This window comes from Microbulbifer marinus (genome assembly GCF_900107725.1).
GTDB classification, from domain to species: Bacteria; Pseudomonadota; Gammaproteobacteria; order Pseudomonadales; family Cellvibrionaceae; genus Microbulbifer; species Microbulbifer marinus.
Map to the genome: position 1 here is coordinate 1186939 of NZ_FNQO01000001.1, position 17111 is coordinate 1204049.

Here is a 17111-nt window from a genome sequence, read left to right on the forward strand (position 1 = left end):
CCGCCAAATCCACTTTTGCGAGATTGAAATGCTAGCCAGCCCGCCAAAGCCCGGCTCCAACCGCAGTGTCCTGTCGGTCAGCGACCTGAATCGGGAGGTCAAGCACCTGCTGGAGAGCAGCGTGCCGCTACTCTGGGTAGGCGGGGAGATCTCCAACTTCGCCGCGCCCAGCTCGGGGCACTGGTATTTCACCCTGAAGGACACCCGCGCCCAGGTGCGCTGCGCCATGTTCCGCGGGCGCAACCGGGCAGTCAGCTTTCGCCCGGAGAATGGCCGCGAGATATTGATCCGGGCCAGAGTCAGCCTCTACGAGGGTCGCGGTGAATTCCAGCTGATCGTCGAGCATATGGAAGAAGCCGGCTTCGGCGCGCTGATGCGCCAGCTGGAGCAACTTAAGGCCAGGCTGCAGGCCGAGGGACTGTTTGACCCGGCGCGCAAGAAACCGCTGCCGTTCCTGCCCGCCAACATCGGTATCATCACCTCCCCTACCGGCGCCGCCGTCCGGGACATGATCCAGGTGCTGGGGCGGCGCTACCCCGCCGCCAAGATCGAGCTGTGGCCGGTGCAGGTGCAGGGTCAGGGAGCGGCGCAACAAATCGCCGCAGCCATCGCCAGTGCCGGCCGCTGCGGGCGCCACGATTTATTGATCGTCGGCCGCGGGGGCGGCTCACTGGAAGACCTGTGGCCGTTTAACGAAGAGGTGGTGGCCCGGGCGCTGGCCGCCTGCCCTGTGCCGACCATCTCTGCAGTCGGGCATGAAACGGACACCACCATTGCCGATCTGGTGGCCGACCTGCGCGCGCCCACCCCCTCGGCCGCGGCGGAGATCGCCAGCGCCAATGCCGCCGAGTTGCTGCAGTCCCTGGACGGCTACCGGCAGCGACTGCTCCGCGCGGCACAGCTACTATTGCGGCACCTGCGCCAGCAGGTACAGCTCACCGGCAATCGCCTGCGCCACCCCCGGGAGCAATTGCTGAACCGCGCCCAGCGACTGGACCACCTTGAAATGCGGCTGCTCGGCGCCGGTCGCCAGCAAACCCAGTCGCGGCGCCATCAGTTGCAAACCGCCCTGCGCGCCTTTGCCCACTGCCACCCGGAACGCCGCTTACAGGAAAGCCAAAAGAGGTTGCAGCTACAGCAACAAAATCTGTCGCGCGCCGTGCAATTGTTGCTACAGCAGCGCAGCAATCAGCTGGGACACCAGGTCCAGCTGCTGCACAACGTCAGTCCCCTCGCCGTCCTGCAGCGGGGCTTTGCCATCGTAAGAGACGAACAGGGCAAGGTGCTGAAAGACACCCGTGAACTAACAGTCAATCAATCGGTAAACGTCCGTCTGGCCACCGGCGAATTCTCCGCGACCGTGGAAAAACTCTCAGACTGAGCGGCGCCTGGCAGGTCACCGGGCATTGGGGTTGCCACACTATAATTCCGGCGTAGATGGCTATTGGAGCGGTCTATGCCGAGCTGTCATAGAGGTACTTGCCCACTCAGGTGGGCTCTATTGTTGGTATCAGTGCTGATACTTGCAGTCGCCGCCTGCGGCAAACAGGAACGCCCTGTCGACGGCACGCAACAGCCGGAGCGCCGCGCCGAAGTGCGGTCGCGGGAAAAGCAGCAGGAAAAGGGGCAGGACAAAAAGCCCCGCGCAGCCCGCGATTCCATCGACCGCTATTACCAGTTCACCAACTACACAGAAACCGGCGACCTGAGAGCTATCAGGGAGCACGGCACAATCCGCTTCGTGAACCTGACCGGTGCATCGGAGGATGAGCTGCCCCGGGAGGGCGTTGTTACTCTGCGCCACTTCGAGCTCGCCAATAAACTTGCCAAACAGCTAAAACTTGAACCCAAATGGATTCGCGCGAACACGCCGGACGAAGCCATTGAATTGTTGCTCGCCGGCAAGGCCGACATCCTGGCCTACAACCTGACCGACACCGAGGCCCGACGCGAGCGAATCAACTACTCGGTGCCGCTACGGCAAAGTCGCCAGAAACTGGTGACCGGCAGCAACGGCCCTGATATCAGCGACCCGGACACCCTACAGGGCGTCGAATTCATAGTGCCCGCAGGCTCAAGCAACATCCCCACCGCCCAGCGCCTGATCGAGGAACATCCGGACGCGAACCTGAGCATGATGCAAGTCACCGTTTACGGTGACAGGGACATCCTGGTGGATCTCCTCAACAAAAAAGACAACCGGGTCGCCATATTGGATGACTATATTGCCGAAGACCTGGCCTCTTACCGCGACGACCTGCGCATCGGCGCCGCTGTGAGCGAAACGGAAAATATTGCCTGGGGTCTGCGCAAGGATTCGAAACTGTTGCTAACGACGGTCAACAACTTCCTCACCCGCAACCTGGTCAAGAAACAGGAAGAGCGGTTCGCCGACTGGGACGCCATCAAAAAAGCCGGCGTGATCCGCCTGCTGACTTATAACGGCCCGACCACATACTTCCTGTGGAAGGGACTGCTGATGGGCTTCGATTACGATTTGGCCAAGGCCTTTGCCGACAAACACAGACTGCAGCTCCAGGTTATCGTCGTGCCCTATGAGGAAGACCTGACCGACTGGTTGAAGGCGGGGCGCGGCGACTTTGCCGGTGCGTCCCTAGCCATCACCGAAGAACGGCAGAAGCAGGGCGTCGCCTTTACTACTTCCTATATGGAAACCCCCGAACGCATCGTCAGCAACGAAGACCGGCCGCCAATTGAAAAAGTGCAGGATCTCGCCGGACGCACCCTGACACTGCGGGCCTACTCGTCGTTTATCCCGACAGCGATGACGATCAAGAACAGTGGTATCGACGTAGAGGTCAAAATCGCTCCGCCGGGTATGTCGATATCACGAATCTTCAATCTGATTTCAGACGGTTTGCTGGATGCCACCATTGCCGACGATGGTGAAGCGAAAATCGAGGCTTCCCTGCGCCCCAACCTGATTACCGGCACCCTCCTTGGGGACCCCAAGCCCCAGGGCTGGATGGTGGTAACCAAGAACTGGCACCTGCTGCAAAACCTGAACAAGTTCATTAAGGACTACCGCAAAACAGAGAAATACCAGCAGGACTACAACGCCTACTTCAAGCCCAACAAGCGCTTTACGCAGAGAGTGCGCGCGCAGATTATTCCCGGTAAGGACCTCTCCCCTTACGATGACCTGGTCAAGGCCTCTGCGCTCAATTATGACTTTGACTGGCGTATGGTCGTCGCGCAGATGTGGCAGGAGAGCAACTTCAACCCGAAGGCCGTGTCACCGGTCGGGGCACAGGGGTTGATGCAGGTGATGCCGGCCACCGCCAAAGAGATGGGGTTCCCCCCGCCGCTGTTTGAGCCGGAGCGAGGTATCAAAGCCGGCGTCAAGTATCTCGACTGGGTACGCGACCGATTCGCCCCAACGTTACCCACCGCCAACAAGCTCTGGTTTACACTCGCCTCCTACAATGCCGGCTATGGACACCTGCTAGATGCCCAGCGGCTGGCGGAAGAGCTTGGGCTGGACCCGAACGTCTGGTTTGGCAATGTCGAAGAAGCCATGCTGAAACTGGCGGAACCGCGCTACTTCAAAAAGGCTCGCTACGGCTATGTCAGGGGCTCGGAGCCGGTACAGTACGTCCGCAACATCAGCAATCTGTACAAAGCGTACGTCGAGGTGGCAACCGGCGAAATCAGCGTGCGCCCGCCATTGCAAAAAAAACCAAAGGAAGAACCCTCCCAGAAAGAGTTCGCAATACCCTTGAGAAAATCGGGTAGTGAAGAACAGATATCGGAGTAAAGCTCGGTAAACGCGGGCATGAAACCACCTGCAACTGGAATCAGGCTCGCCCCTAGTGATTGCGTGCATTAAACGCATCCCACATTACCATTCAGCCAGCCCAAGCTACCGGAGTTCGGTATGCGTGATCACAATGCCATTTTCGCCTGGATGTTAATTCTCATCATTGCCCTCCTGTCCGGCTGCGACAAATCACAGAGATCCACTGCTGGCGCAGCGGACATCAACGTCGCGCAGGAAAATGCCTCCGCAACTGATACAGACTCAGAGAGCCGGGAAGAGCCGGGTAAGCAGCAATCCGAAGCAGCTCAGAAGCCACCCGCGAGCAGGCAAGAAGAATTTGAAAACTATATAGAAACCGGCGACCTCGACGCACTGAAAAAGCGTGGAACCATTCGCTTTGTCAGCCTTGCCGGCGGCCGCGAAGAGTTGCTGTTTCGCAAGGCGATCATCAATGAAAGGCACTACGACATGGCTATGGCGTTCGCCAAGCAGCTAGAGTTGGAACCAGTATGGATTCAGGCAAAAACACCGGTAGAAGCGATTCAGATGCTGCGCGATGGCGAAGCGGATATATTCGCCGACAATGTCACCGATACTGAAGAGCGGCGAAAGCTGATCGACGTCTCCATTCCGATACTGAAAACCTACTTTTACCTCGTCGCCGGAGAAAAAGGGCCCGAGGTCAGCGACGTCGACAAACTGCAGAATATTGAATTCACCGTGCTGGCAGACACTGTCTTCGAGGACGCGGCGAAGGAAATGATCACCAAGCGTCCGGACGCGCAGTTACGCATTCAAGAGGTCTACCTGGAAGATCGCCTCGACACCTTGATCGACGATCTAAACGAGAACCCGAATACGGTGACGATACTGGCGGGCAACTATATCGACAACTTCGAGCAGTACCGGAATGACTTCAGGCAGGGCGCCAAGGTAAGCGATGAAAAGAGTGTCGTCTGGGCATTCCGCAAAGAGTCGCCAAAATTAAAGACACGTCTCGACAACTATTTCACGCAACGACTGGTGACGTGGAACACGGATCGTCCCGCAAACTGGAAGGCGATCAAACAATCCAAGGTTGTCCGTTTCCTAACTTACAATGGCCCCAGTTATTTCCTGTGGAAAGGTGTGCTGGTGGGATTTGACTACGACCTGGCGAAAGCCTTCGCCGATAAACACAACCTGAACCTGCAGATAGTGGTCGTTCCCCACGAGGAGAGTCTCATCGAGTGGCTCAAGCAGGGACGCGGTGACTTTGCCGGTTCATTTACCACGATCACCGAAGAGCGCAAGAAGCAGGGGGTGGACTTTACCGTCCCCTATACCGAAATGGCTGAGCAGATTATCAGTCACAAAGGTAAGCCTGCCATCGCAAGTCTGGAGGATCTCAACGGCAGAACCCTGACCCTGCGCGCCCACACCACCTTTATCGATACCGCCGAGGCCCTGCAGCAAAGCGGTATCGACGTGAAGGTAGAAGTGGCCCCAGCGGATATCTCCTACCACCGACTGATTAACATGGTCGCGGATGGAGAGATAGAGGCGACTATTGTCGACTCCGACTTCGGCGAAGTTGAAGCGGCACTGCGGCCAGAGCTGCTGCTGGGCGCCGTACTCGGCGACCCACGTCCACAGGGCTGGATGGTAGACAGGGGCAATGATGAGCTGCGTCAAGAATTAGATAGTTTCCTGACTGAAATCCGCAAGAGCAAGAAATACGGAAAAATAGTCAGCACCTATCTGAAGCCAAACAATTACATAGTCCAGAAAATGAAAGCGCCGGTAGTGCCGGGAGGCAAACTGTCTCCCTATGACGAACTGGTCAGAAAAAGTGCACTCAAATATGGCTTCGACTGGCGCCTGGTAGTCGCACAGATGTGGCAGGAAAGCAATTTCAACCCGAAAGCCGAGTCACCTGTCGGCGCCCAGGGGCTGCTGCAGGTAATGCCGCGTACCGCGGAGGAAATGGGGTTCAAACCGCCGCTGTTTGACCCTGACCGCGGCATCCGGGCGGGCGTCAAGTACCTCGACTGGGTGCGCGACCGTTTCGACCCGGCCACGCCAATCGACACCAAACTATGGTTTACCCTCGCCTCCTACAATGCGGGCTACGGCCACCTGCTCGACGCCCAGCGCCTGGCCAAACAGCTGGGCCTCGATCCCAATGAGTGGTTCGACAATGTCGAAGTGGCGATGCTGAAGCTATCAGAACCGCGCTACTTCAAGAAGGCGCGTTACGGCTACGTCCGCGGCGCCGAGCCGGTACAATACGTGCGCAATATCAGTGCACTCTACAAGGCCTATACCGACATGGCCACGGGGGATGTCAGCCTGATACCAATGCCTGGTCCCAGGCCGCCACTCAAAGTGTCAGCACAATCTTGCCAATATGGCCGCTGGATTCCATCAGCCGATGCGCATCGGCTACATTCTCCAGCGGGAAAGTGGCGGCAATCTGCGGGCGGATCTTGCCTTCGTCAATCAAGGGCCACACCTTCGATTCCAGCGCACCGGCAATCGCGGCCTTCACCTGTGCCGACTGCGGTCTCAGGGTGGAGCCGGTAAGGGTCAGGCGCTTTAGCATCACCGGCAACATATTCACCTGCACACTGGCACCCTGCAGGTAGGCGATATTGACGATGCGTCCATCCTTCGCGGCAAGTTGGATATTACGATCGATATAGTCGCCCCCAACCATATCCAGGATTACGTCAGCGCCGTGGCCGCCGGTAGCCTCGCGCACGACCTCGACATAATCGTCGTTCTTGTAGTTGATTGCCTTTTCCGCGCCCAACGCTTCGCAGGCCGCACACTTTTCAGCGGAGCCGGCGGTGGCAAACACCCGCGCGCCGAAATTGTGCGCCAACTGAATCGCGGTAGTACCGATACCGGAGGATCCACCGTGCACCAACAATATTTCGCCGGCTTTCAATCCCGCGCGGTCAAAGACATTACTCCACACGGTAAAAAACGTCTCCGGTAGCGCCGCGGCCTCAACGAGCGACAGGCCCTTCGGCACCGGCAGACACTGACTCGCCGGCACCGCAACGTATTCCGCATAGCCACCGCCATTCGCCAGTGCGCAGACCGTGTCACCCTCTTTCCAGCGTTCGACACCGTCGCCAACCGCGACGATCTCGCCGGCCACCTCGAGCCCCATAATTGGCGACGCACCGGGGGGCGGCGGGTAAAACCCCATCCGCTGCACTATGTCCGGGCGGTTGATGCCGGCAGCAACGACTTTAATCAGCACCTCGCCAGAAGCGGGTTGCGGCTTTTCCCGCTCCGCCAATTGCATGACTTCCGGGCCGCCGTGTTCGGGCAAATCGATATAGCGCATTGTCTGGATCCCTGCCGTTTGCTATTTGCGATGCGAAATTCTCGCGCACCCGGCCGTGTACCGCCAGCCCTGAGGGGCATACGCTAAATTCAGTGTCCGACTTTGCCGCACAATCCGCCAGAGCGCATTAACCCTAGCGATCGATGCCCCCCATGCACAGGTACTTGATTTCCAGATAGTCATCCAGACCGTACTTGGAGCCCTCGCGGCCGTTGCCGGATTCCTTGATGCCGCCGAAGGGCGCCATCTCATTTGAAATAATACCCTCGTTGATCCCCACTATGCCGTATTCCAGCGCCTCGGATACGCGCCAGACACGGCCGATATCGCGCGTATAAATATAGGAGGCGAGCCCGAACTCCGTATCATTGGCCAGCGCCACCGCTTCTTCCTCAGTGTCGAAGCGCACCAGCGGCGCTACCGGACCGAAGATCTCCTCGCGGAACACGCGCATCACATCATTTACACCGGTGAGTACTGTGGGCTGGACGAAGCTGCCGCGCCGATCCGCCCGCGCACCGCCGATGCGGCACTCGGCTCCATGGTTCAGTGCATCCTGCACCAGTGTCAGAACGTCCACTACCGCCTTGTCGTTGATGAGCGGGCCGATATTCACGCCCTCTTCGGTACCGTCGCCCAGTTGCAGCTCCGCCACTGCGCGGGTCAGCCTATCGGCGAAGGCGTCATAGATTCCAGACTGCACCAGCAGGCGGTTGGTACACACGCAGGTCTGCCCGGCATTGCGGAACTTGGACACCATGGCGCCGGCCACAGCGGCATCGAGATCCGCATCGTCAAACACGATGAAAGGCGCATTGCCACCCAGTTCCATGGAGGTACGTTTGACCGTGTCGGCGCAGGCGCGCATCAGTTGTTTGCCCACAGGGGTGGAACCGGTAAAGGTGAGCTTGCGCACTTCCGGGCTGGAAGTCAGGGCATCGCCGATTTCCGCGGTGCGCCCCGCCACGATATTGATCACGCCCGCGGGAACACCTGCGCGTTCGGCCAGTACGCCCAGGGCGAAAGCGGACAGCGGTGTGGCGTTGGCAGGCTTGCACACCACGGTACATCCGGCAGCCAGGGCCGGTGCGATCTTGCGGGTGAGCATGGCATTGGGGAAGTTCCACGGTGTAATCGCGGCGACCACGCCAATCGGCTGCTTGGTGACAAGAACGCGTTTATCTGCGCCGGGCGCGGGAATGACATCGCCGTAAATTCGCTTGCTCTCTTCGGCAAACCATTCCACATAGCTGGCCCCATAGGCGATTTCGGCGCGGGCCTCCGCCAGCGGTTTGCCCTGCTCCGCGGTGAGGATTCGGGCCAGATCCTCTTGATTCTGCACAATCAGATCGAACCAGCGGCGCAGGATTTGCGCGCGCGCCTTGGCCGACTGCTTTGCCCAAAGTGGCTGCGCCACAGATGCCGCCGCAATGGCGCGCCGCGTCTCGACGCTGCCGCAGCTGGCCACTTCGGCCACCAGGGCACCGCTGGCCGGATTTGTAACGGCCAGTGACGCGCCGCTGTCCGCCTCGTACCATTCGCCATTGATCAGTGCCCGCGGGCACAGCAGGGTTTGATCTTCGAGTTGCAGTGTCATTTTATTTTTTCTCCAAGCACAGTGCCGACCACCGACACGCCGGCCAAAAAAGCACTAGGACGAGCATTTCGAAACGCTGCGAATACATCCGTGTACGCTCCGGCGGCGACGGTCCGGCGGCTGCAGGCATTCGCGGCGCCTTCGGCCCTGTCGCCAACGGTTCGAAATACTCGACCTAGCACTTTGCCTTAAATCTGGACTTCAGATTTTTGTCAGCAAACTGTGTAGGGACCTGCTTGCAGGCCCCTGCTTTTTTGTTAAAGCCCCTCAGGTCAGAGCTGCCAATACGCGATCCAAAGTGCCCACAATCCGCTGCACGTTCTGTGCAGAGATAATCAGCGGCGGTTTGATTTTGATAATGTTGTTGTCATAGCCGTTGGTGTTCAGCAGTATGCCCTGCCCTTTCATCATTTCCACCACGGCCTCGGCCAACGCGGCTGCCGGTGCCATTGTGTCGCGGTCCTGCACCAGCTCCACGCCGATATATAGCCCCTGACCGCGCACATCGGCAATGCATTCGTATCTCTGCGCGAGCTGCAGCAATCCCTCCATCAGCTCAGCGCCACGCGTGCGGCAATTGGCCATTATTTCCTCGTCCTTCAGTACATCCAGCACCGCTAGGCCCGCAGCGCAGGACACCGGATTGCCGCCAAACGTATTGAAATAGGGCACGCCGTTATTGAACGCCGCCGCTATCTCGGGCGTAGTGATCACAGCGCCCAGCGGGTGACCGTTGCCGATGGGCTTGCCCAGGGTGACGATATCCGGTACCACTCCTTGGGTTTCAAAACACCACAAGTGATCGCCCACGCGGCCGAAACCGAGCTGCACTTCGTCTGCGACGCAAACACCGCCGGCGGCACGCACATGCTCGTAAACAGTATTCAGGTATCCCTCGGGCAGAACTATCTGGCCGCCGGTGCCAATCTGCGATTCCGCGTAAAAAGCGGCCACACCGCGGCCGTCCGCTGCCAGCTCTTCGATAATCCGCTGCACGTCGGCCGCGTACTTGTATCCGGCTTCCGGGTCGTCCCGTTTGTAGGGGCCGCGCAGGGTGTCCGGGGTGAGCGTCTTGTGCACATATTCGGGTAGTCCGGGCCGGCCCGGGCGGTCGATGCGGTGCGGGCTGATATCGGTACAGACGCTGGAGTTGCCGTGGTAGGCCTTGTCGATCACCAACATCTCCGTATGCCCGGTGTAGGCCTTGGCCATGCGCATGGCCAGGTCGTTGGCCTCGCTGCCGGAGTTGACCAGAAAACACACCGATAACGGCTCGGGGAAGCAGTCGGCCAGTTGTTGCGCGTATTGCGGTAACTGCTCGTACAGATAGCGGGAGTTGGTATTCAGTGTCGCCACCTGGCTGCGGATGGCGCCGGCGATACGCGGGTGACAATGTCCCCACTGGCAGACATTGTTGACACAATCCAGGTAGGCGTCTCCCTCGGCGCTGTACAGGTACTGCAGCGCGCCTTGGGTCAGGTGGAGGGGTTCGCGGTAGTGCAAGCCGAGGGATTTACCCATATGCCGGTCGCGCAGCTTCTGCTGTACCTCCCGGTCGGGTGCGGCGACGGTAAATCCGCACGCCTCCAGTAGCGCGTTCGTCAGTGCCAGAGGATTCGTGGCCAGCAGCCGGTCCAGCAGGTTCCAGACTTCCTCCGCTTTCAGCTGCGCGTGCTTATTGTCCGGCTGGGCAATCAGCGCCTCCGCGGCCTTGCAACCGTAGATCGTCAGGCGGGTGCAGACCAGGTGATAAATAAGCCCTATCTCGCGTTCCGTCAGCGGAAATTCCCGATGGTAGGCCGCCACCAGCACCCGCGCCACGGCGATCGGATCTTCCCCGGTCAGCATCAGGTCGGATAGACAAATCGCGATATTGGTCACCGTGTAGGTGTAAACGGTATCGCCAAAATCAAAAATGCCGGCCAGCTCGTCGGCGGTTTCATCGACCAGGATGCTGTAGCGGTGCGCGTCGTTGTGCACGACACTCTTGCGCAGCTGCACCAGCTCAGGCAGGACTTCACTTTCGAATTGCAGCAGGAAATACTCGGCCAGGCGGCGCCGATAGGGATCGGCAATCGCCGCGCACAGCGGCTTGCTGGCCAGCGCGTTTTTCAGGTCCCAGTGAATATCCGGGCGGTTAGCGGCCGGGTCGTAATATCCCTCCAGTGCCCGGTCCATGCACCCCAGGGTCTGGCCCACCTGCTCGAGCAGCCGGTCGGGAACGGGATTCACCTCCTTCAGCAGGCGGCCAGGCACATAGGTGAGCAGGCGCACCAGGTAGGGCTCGCCGTCGGCGGATTGCAGGGTGCCGATCCAGTCCCCTGCCCTGTCCCGCACCGGCCGGGGGAACAGGCAGGTATCGACGGCCTCACCCAGCCGCTGCATGACCGAGTTCTGCATCCCGAGCACCGCCGGGTGTTCGCTCCGGTCGTGAACCTTACAGGTGTAGCGGTTGCCGTCGCTGTCGATCAGCAGCAGATTCTGATCCACATAACCGCCCAGCTCACTGATGTGCTGCAACTCCAGTCCATACTGGCTGCGCACAAATGCCGTTATTTCCCGGTGTGAAACGCTTGGTGCCTTTTGGGTCATGATTGCCTCCAACTACCTCGCCGGCCGGTGGCCAGGCTGAATGCTGGGCAGCATATCCAGATATTTTATTCACCAAAATCGACCAAATATCACATTTGTAGTGAGTTATATTCACCCATCTGTGAGCACTGCGGGAGCAATCAGGCAGTTTCTCTGGAAAGCACACTGCTGATCCACTGGCGGAATTCCGCCACCCGGTTCCCGGGCGCCGGCGCTTGTACCTCGGCCAGATAGTAGGCCTGGGGCGCAGTCACTTGGTCTTTTAGCAGGCGCACCAGGGAGCCGTTGCGCAGGTCGTGCGCCACTTCAATCGCACTCGCCAGCGCGACACCCAGACCCGCGCGGGCGGCCTGCAGCGCGTGGGAGCTGTCGAAAAAGTGCAGCGCTTTGACCGCGTTCTTGGTGCCGTATTTCCTGTTCCAGGTATCCCAGCTACCGCTGTCATCGTGCAGGGGGCGAAACTGCTGAAGATCATTCGGATTGCGCAGTGGTCCTGCGCCGTGCACCAGCGACGGGTGCGCCACGGGAAAGAAGTGATCCTCCACCAGCTGGTCGCAATGGTGAAATCCAGAGGTGGGCTTGCCATAGCACAGCGCGACATCGATATCCGTGGGCAGGCGCAGTACTCCCGGCGCCAGTGGGCGGAAATGTACCGTGAGCTCCGGGAAGTCTTTGCAGAAGTCGCCGATGGCCCGGGACAGCCAGTTGGCGGCCAGTGCCGGCGTACAGCCCACCAGCAGCGGGGCGACATCGGTATCCGGCTCCAGGTTTTCCGCGCCGGCGATCATCACATCCAGCGCCTCGGTTACCGCGCGCAACAGCTTGCGTCCGCTGGTGGTGAGACTCAGGGTTTTGCCGGTGCGATCGAAAAGTGACACGTCCAGCTGCTGTTCCAGCGCGCGCACCTGGTGGCTGATGGCACCGTGCGTCACGCCTAATTCTTCGGCCGCCCGCCCCATATGCAGATGCCGGCCAGCAGCCTCAAAAGCCTTGAGCGCATTCAGTGGCAAAGTACGTCGCGAGAGCACAGCCTTCCCCTCTTGTGAGTTTTACTCACGATGTTAGCAAGGAATTATCGATTTCGGTGATATTTTTGATCCGGTAATGTCAGCCGCAATTAACATCCATCACCGTTAGGAGCGGATCATGGCTAACGACGTTTTTTCCATGCGCAGCCGCCGCGAGGGCGGCACCCCCAAACTGAACTACTGGGGCGCCGACTCGGAGACGGGCACTCTGCGCGACGTGCTGGTCGGCCCGGTGGACAACCTGACCCGCATACTGCCCACCAACTCGATGAACAGAAAACTGATCAACGCGGGCATACAACTGGATATCTCCCGGGCTCGCGCCCAGTACCAGGGCGTGCTGGACTGCTTCGAAGACGCCGGTGTCAAGGTACACATCACCCCCGCCGATCCGGATCTGCCGCTGCAGCTGTGGGCCCGCGACGGCAGCTTTATGACCCCCTGGGGCATGCTGATCGGCCGCATGGCCCAGTGGTGGCGCACCGGCGAATACGGACCGGTGATGGATTTCTGTTATCAGAACGACCTGCCGATCTTCGAAAAGGTCACCGCCGGCTATTACGAGGGCGGTGACTTTATGATGATCAAACCCGGCTACCTGCTGCTCGGTTACAGTAACGAGCGCAGTCAGGCCCAGGGCGCCGAGCAGATCAAGCGCTGGTTCGAGGCCGAGGGCTGGCAGGTTTGCCTGTACGAGTTCGACCCCTACTTCGTGCACGCCGACTGCACCATCGCCATGCTCAACGACAACACCGTGGCTCTGTGCCGCGACGTGGTGAACCGGGAAGTACAGGACTGGTTCTGCGAACTGAATATCGAGGTAGTCGATGTACCCTTCGGCTATATCGGCCAGCTGGGTATCAATGTGGTCTCCCTGGGACAAGACCGGGTGCTGCTGCCGAAACAGAGCAGTTTCCTGGCCGATCGCTGCCGGGGGCTCGGTTTCAAGGTCTACGATCCCGATGTATCGGCCATCACTATGGTCGGCGGCGGTATTCACTGCCTGTGCCAGCCCCTGCGCCGCGATTCACTGGAGGCAAACTCCAATGGATAAACCACTTTCGATCAACGGCGAGCGCCTGTGGCAACGGCTGATGGATATGGGCGCAATCGGGGCTACCAGCAAAGGCGGCTGCAACCGTCAGGCGCTGACTGACGAGGACGCTGCCGGGCGAAAACTGTTTACGGACTGGTGCACGGCGGCCGGGTGCGAGATCCGCCGCGACGCGATCGGCAACCTGTTTGCGGTTCGCCCCGGCACGCGAGCGGATGCACCGGCAATACTGACCGGCAGCCACCTGGATACCCAGCCCACCGGCGGCAAGTTCGATGGTGTCTTCGGCGTGCTGGCCGGCCTCGAAGTCATCGAGTCACTCAACGACGCGCGCATTCAGACCGAGCACCCGATCGCGGTGGTGGCCTGGACCAACGAAGAGGGCTGTCGCTTCGACACGGCGATGATGGGTTCCGCCGTCTGGTCCGGAAACATGACTCTGCAAGATGCCTACAACCTCACCGACAGTGACGGCGTGAGCGTCAGGCAGGAACTGGAGCGTCTGCGGCAGCTGGGAGACGACGGTCTGAGTCCGCTGCAGGTACTGGCCTCGATCGAGGCCCATATCGAACAGGGCCCGGTGCTGGAGACAGAGGGGTTGGAAATCGGCGTAGTGACCGGGGTCCAGCATATGAGTCGCCACCGGGTACTGATTCACGGCGTCGAGGCGCACGCCGGCCCCACGCCCATGAACCTGCGGCGCGACCCCAGCCGCGCTCTCGGAGAAATCCTGCCGCGGCTGTACCGCATGAGCAATCAGTTCGGCGTAGATGCCCGTCTGACGGTCGGTATCATCAGCACCGAACCAGGCAGCAGCAACACGGTTCCCGGGCTGCTGACGTTCACCGTGGATATCCGCCACCCGGATGGTTGTCAGTACCAGGCGATGGTGAAGGAATTTGAACGGATCACCGGCGAGGTTTGCGCAGAACAGGGCCTGCCGATGGAAAGCCACTGCTTCTGGCGTGCGCCCGGGGTTGAATTCAACAGCCGATGCATAGACGCCGTGCGCGACGCTACGCGCAATTGCGGCTACAGCTTCCGGGAAATGGTTTCCGGCGCGGGCCACGACGCCTGCAATGTAGCGAGTCGTGTTGCCACCTCAATGATCTTTATTCCCTGCCGGGACGGTTTGAGTCACAACGAAGCGGAGTACTCGACACCGGAGCAGGTCGCAGCCGGCGCACAAGTATTGTTGAATGCCATGGTGAAGCTGGCCGAAGGCCAGTGCAACGAAGCCCGCGATTCGACGACCAGGCCACTCAATACTTTTGCGTAAATAAAAAAGCCCGGCATTGCCGGGCTTTCGTTTCAGGGCCGATTAGAGGTCGTAGGTCAACTCGACTCCCATGATCCGACCCTTGTTGAGGGGCGTAAAGCTGGCCCCCGGGCCACCAAGGGTGATTGGCAACTGGGTGTTGTTGCCCTCGGTGACTTCGTCCAGCATGTTTTTGCCGAACAACGCCAGGCGGTAATTGCCCGAATCCGGCGTAAAGCCGAAGCTGATATCGAGCATATCCGCCGCCGACAGCATACCGAGATTGTTATCGGTATACGGCGCCTCGTCGCGGTGGTTGAAGTTAAAGCGCGACGTGAGCGTGCCGAGGGAGCCCAGCTGCAGGTCGTGGACCATGCCCACACCGTAGGTCCAGGGCGCCAGGCGCGGAATATCCAGCCCCAGGTCGGCGCCGTTCACCATCCCATCGCCGCTGATATCTCCGCGGACTTTGTCGTAGTCGCCATCGACATAGCCGACATTGAAGGTAAACAGCAGGTTGTCAGTCGCTGCCGCCATTGCCTCGAACTCGGCACCATTGATTGTCGCGTCGGCGGTATTGCGGATCACCTGAACGACGGTGAAGATCGGGTCTGACTCGTTGACCTCCCGCTGCATGTCATCGATGGTGTTGTGGAACAGCGCCAGGTTGGTGCGCAGACGACCGTCAAACCACTCCGCCTTGCCGCCGATCTCGAAGCTGGTCTGTTCTTCCTGATCGGTCGGGCCGGGCAGCGCAGTTGGCGAGGTATTGCGCATGTTATAACCACCGCTGCGGAACCCCTTGGTCCAGAAGCTGTAGATCTGCGCATTGTCGGCCAGGTTCCACTGCAAGCCGACCTTCGGCGTAAAGGCACTCCAGGACTCGCTGTCTTCGAAGTCATAGGCGACACAACCATCCAGACTGCACAAATCCACCGGAATCGTAGCGATCTTGGCATCCTTGTCTTCGGTGGAGTAGCGGCCACCGAGTGTCAGCACCCAGGATTCGTTAAGGTCGACGTCTGCCTGGGCAAATACACCCATCGCCTCGTGGTCCTGCTGTCCACCACCTGTCACATCAAGTCCGTTAAGTGGCAGCAGTCGGTTTTCGTAGTACTCCAGGTCCTGACTGAACCAGTAGACGCCGGTGGTTAGCGAGGTAGCGCCGAAACGACCCGCATAGCGCAGTTCGTTACTCAGCTGACTCTGGTCGACGCGGGTAGCGGCGTGGAAAGCGGTAATCGGCAGCGAGTCGATATCGCCGATGCCATTGGCATCGTAGGCACGCCAGGCGAGGATATTGGTGATGGTGCCGTTACCGAAGGCCACATCCTGGTTGTACTCGGCGATCGCCTGAGTCCACTCGTCCTCCTGGAAGCCCTCTTCGTTCTGGGCCACCTCGAAAGAATCGTCGCTGTTATCCCAGCCGGATACGTCAATGCCGAACAGTGGATACAGCGGGTAGTTGGCAGCCAGAGCACCGCGGTTCTGCGCTACCACCCCGGCGGAGTCCATGCGGCCGTGCTCCATACGCACCAGCAGCTCGGCGGTTTCGCTCAGGTCGACGCTGAAGCTCGGGCGGATAAACCAGGTATCCGATGCACCCGCCTCGTCATTGCCGGTATAGACGTTCTCGAACCAGCCCTGATCATCGTTGTAATAGGCGGTCAGGCGGCCGTTGACGCGATCGGAGATGGCGCCGTTCACACTGGCGGCAACCACGGTATCGAGGCTATCGGTCGTGGACACCTTAAACTTGCTGGAGAATTCGTCGGTCGGGCGCGCGGTCTTGATCACCACCGCACCGCCGGTCACATTGCGGCCGAACAGCAGACCCTGGGGGCCGCGCAGCACCTCGATACCCTCGAGGTCGAACATGTCGGTAACGACACCCGCGTTGATGCCCATGTACATACCATCGACAAACACCCCCACGGTGGGATCGATGGAAGGAATAGAGCTGTTCACACCCAGGCCGCGCACGGTGAAGTTGGCGGTATTTTTTACGGTACCGACATCATCGAGCTGCACATTGGGCATCTTGAAGGAAAGGCTTTGCAGATCCCGGGTCTGCAGCGCCTCCAGCTGGTCGCCGGAGTAGGCGGTAGCCGCCACCGGTACTTCTTGCAGTTTCTCTGCATCGGCGCGCTTGCGCGCGGTGACTTCCACCTCTTCCATGATCGTACCCACAGCACCTTCGGCGGCGTGAGCGGCAGGCATGCCGCTGGCGAGCCATAGGGCGGTGACGGAACAGGCAGACACCAGTGCAGAATGGTTTTTGATATTGAACGGACGTCCCATCTTTCTCTCTCCATTGCCTTATTTTTTTTATCTCCAGCAACGGACCTACAGCAATCGGTACCGCATGGCTCCATTCGTATTGTTGTAATTAGGAGCCCCGACTCTAAGACCGCGCTGATACAGCATCACGTATATCGGGTGACACAGGTGACGCTAGAAG

The 17111-nt window shown here is 59.7% G+C and carries 9 protein-coding genes and 1 pseudogene; 5 read left to right on the forward strand and 5 right to left on the reverse strand.

Going from position 1 to position 17111, the window contains the following annotated elements; translation table 11 throughout:
- Window positions 1-28: 28 nt before the first annotated feature.
- From xseA to BLW36_RS05165, 3 genes and pseudogenes are all read left to right on the forward strand, one after another.
- A complete protein-coding gene (gene xseA, locus BLW36_RS05155) occupies window positions 29-1381 on the forward strand; it encodes an exodeoxyribonuclease VII large subunit (RefSeq protein WP_091385806.1) in 1353 nt (450 codons plus the stop codon).
- Window positions 1382-1501: 120 nt separating this feature from the next.
- A complete protein-coding gene (locus tag BLW36_RS05160; protein WP_170833119.1) occupies window positions 1502-3778 on the forward strand; it encodes an MltF family protein in 2277 nt (758 codons plus the stop codon).
- Between the two features lie 477 nt (window positions 3779-4255).
- Window positions 4256-5917 (forward strand): annotated as a pseudogene (locus BLW36_RS05165) (transporter substrate-binding domain-containing protein); the annotation flags it as partial.
- A gap of 226 nt (window positions 5918-6143) precedes the next feature.
- Here BLW36_RS05165 and BLW36_RS17480 read toward each other — a convergent pair.
- The 4 genes from BLW36_RS17480 to BLW36_RS05185 form a co-directional block, all read right to left on the reverse strand.
- Window positions 6144-7121: an NAD(P)H-quinone oxidoreductase gene (locus tag BLW36_RS17480; RefSeq protein ID WP_091385812.1), complete on the reverse strand. Its 978-nt coding sequence runs from the start codon at window positions 7119-7121 to the stop codon at window positions 6144-6146.
- A 133-nt stretch (window positions 7122-7254) separates the two neighbouring features.
- A complete protein-coding gene (locus tag BLW36_RS05175; protein ID WP_091385814.1) occupies window positions 7255-8718 on the reverse strand; it encodes an NAD-dependent succinate-semialdehyde dehydrogenase in 1464 nt (487 codons plus the stop codon).
- Window positions 8719-8985: 267 nt separating this feature from the next.
- Window positions 8986-11310 carry an aminotransferase class III-fold pyridoxal phosphate-dependent enzyme gene (locus tag BLW36_RS05180; RefSeq protein WP_091385816.1) on the reverse strand — a complete coding sequence of 775 codons (2325 nt, stop codon included), beginning with the start codon at window positions 11308-11310 and terminating at the stop codon, window positions 8986-8988.
- 140 nt (window positions 11311-11450) lie between these two features.
- Window positions 11451-12338 carry a LysR substrate-binding domain-containing protein gene (locus tag BLW36_RS05185; protein ID WP_139304820.1) on the reverse strand — a complete coding sequence of 296 codons (888 nt, stop codon included), beginning with the start codon at window positions 12336-12338 and terminating at the stop codon, window positions 11451-11453.
- 118 nt (window positions 12339-12456) lie between these two features.
- On the opposite strand from BLW36_RS05185, the gene BLW36_RS05190 reads away from it, so the two are divergent.
- The gene (locus tag BLW36_RS05190; RefSeq protein WP_091385820.1) at window positions 12457-13392 is read left to right on the forward strand and encodes a dimethylarginine dimethylaminohydrolase family protein; all 936 of its coding nucleotides are present in this window, start codon (window positions 12457-12459) and stop codon (window positions 13390-13392) included.
- A complete protein-coding gene (locus BLW36_RS05195) occupies window positions 13385-14671 on the forward strand; it encodes a Zn-dependent hydrolase (RefSeq protein ID WP_091385822.1) in 1287 nt (428 codons plus the stop codon). Before BLW36_RS05190 ends, BLW36_RS05195 begins: the two co-directional genes overlap by 8 nt.
- 42 nt (window positions 14672-14713) lie before the next feature.
- Here BLW36_RS05195 and BLW36_RS05200 read toward each other — a convergent pair whose 3' ends face one another.
- Complete coding sequence (locus BLW36_RS05200; protein ID WP_091385824.1) at window positions 14714-16951, reverse strand: TonB-dependent receptor; 2238 nt, start codon at window positions 16949-16951, stop codon at window positions 14714-14716.
- Window positions 16952-17111 lie beyond the last annotated feature (160 nt).

Bases quoted from the DNA above. Each gene is read 5' to 3' on its own strand.
- BLW36_RS05180 (WP_091385816.1), bottom strand. From the start codon at position 11,310: ATGACCCAAAAGGCACCAAGCGTTTCACACCGGGAAATAACGGCATTT.
- BLW36_RS05195 (WP_091385822.1), top strand. From the start codon at position 13,385: ATGGATAAACCACTTTCGATCAACGGCGAGCGCCTGTGGCAACGGCTG.
- BLW36_RS05175 (WP_091385814.1), bottom strand. From the start codon at position 8,718: ATGACACTGCAACTCGAAGATCAAACCCTGCTGTGCCCGCGGGCACTG.
- xseA (WP_091385806.1), top strand. From the start codon at position 29: ATGCTAGCCAGCCCGCCAAAGCCCGGCTCCAACCGCAGTGTCCTGTCG.
- BLW36_RS05200 (WP_091385824.1), bottom strand. From the start codon at position 16,951: ATGGGACGTCCGTTCAATATCAAAAACCATTCTGCACTGGTGTCTGCC.
- BLW36_RS17480 (WP_091385812.1), bottom strand. From the start codon at position 7,121: ATGCGCTATATCGATTTGCCCGAACACGGCGGCCCGGAAGTCATGCAA.
- BLW36_RS05190 (WP_091385820.1), top strand. From the start codon at position 12,457: ATGGCTAACGACGTTTTTTCCATGCGCAGCCGCCGCGAGGGCGGCACC.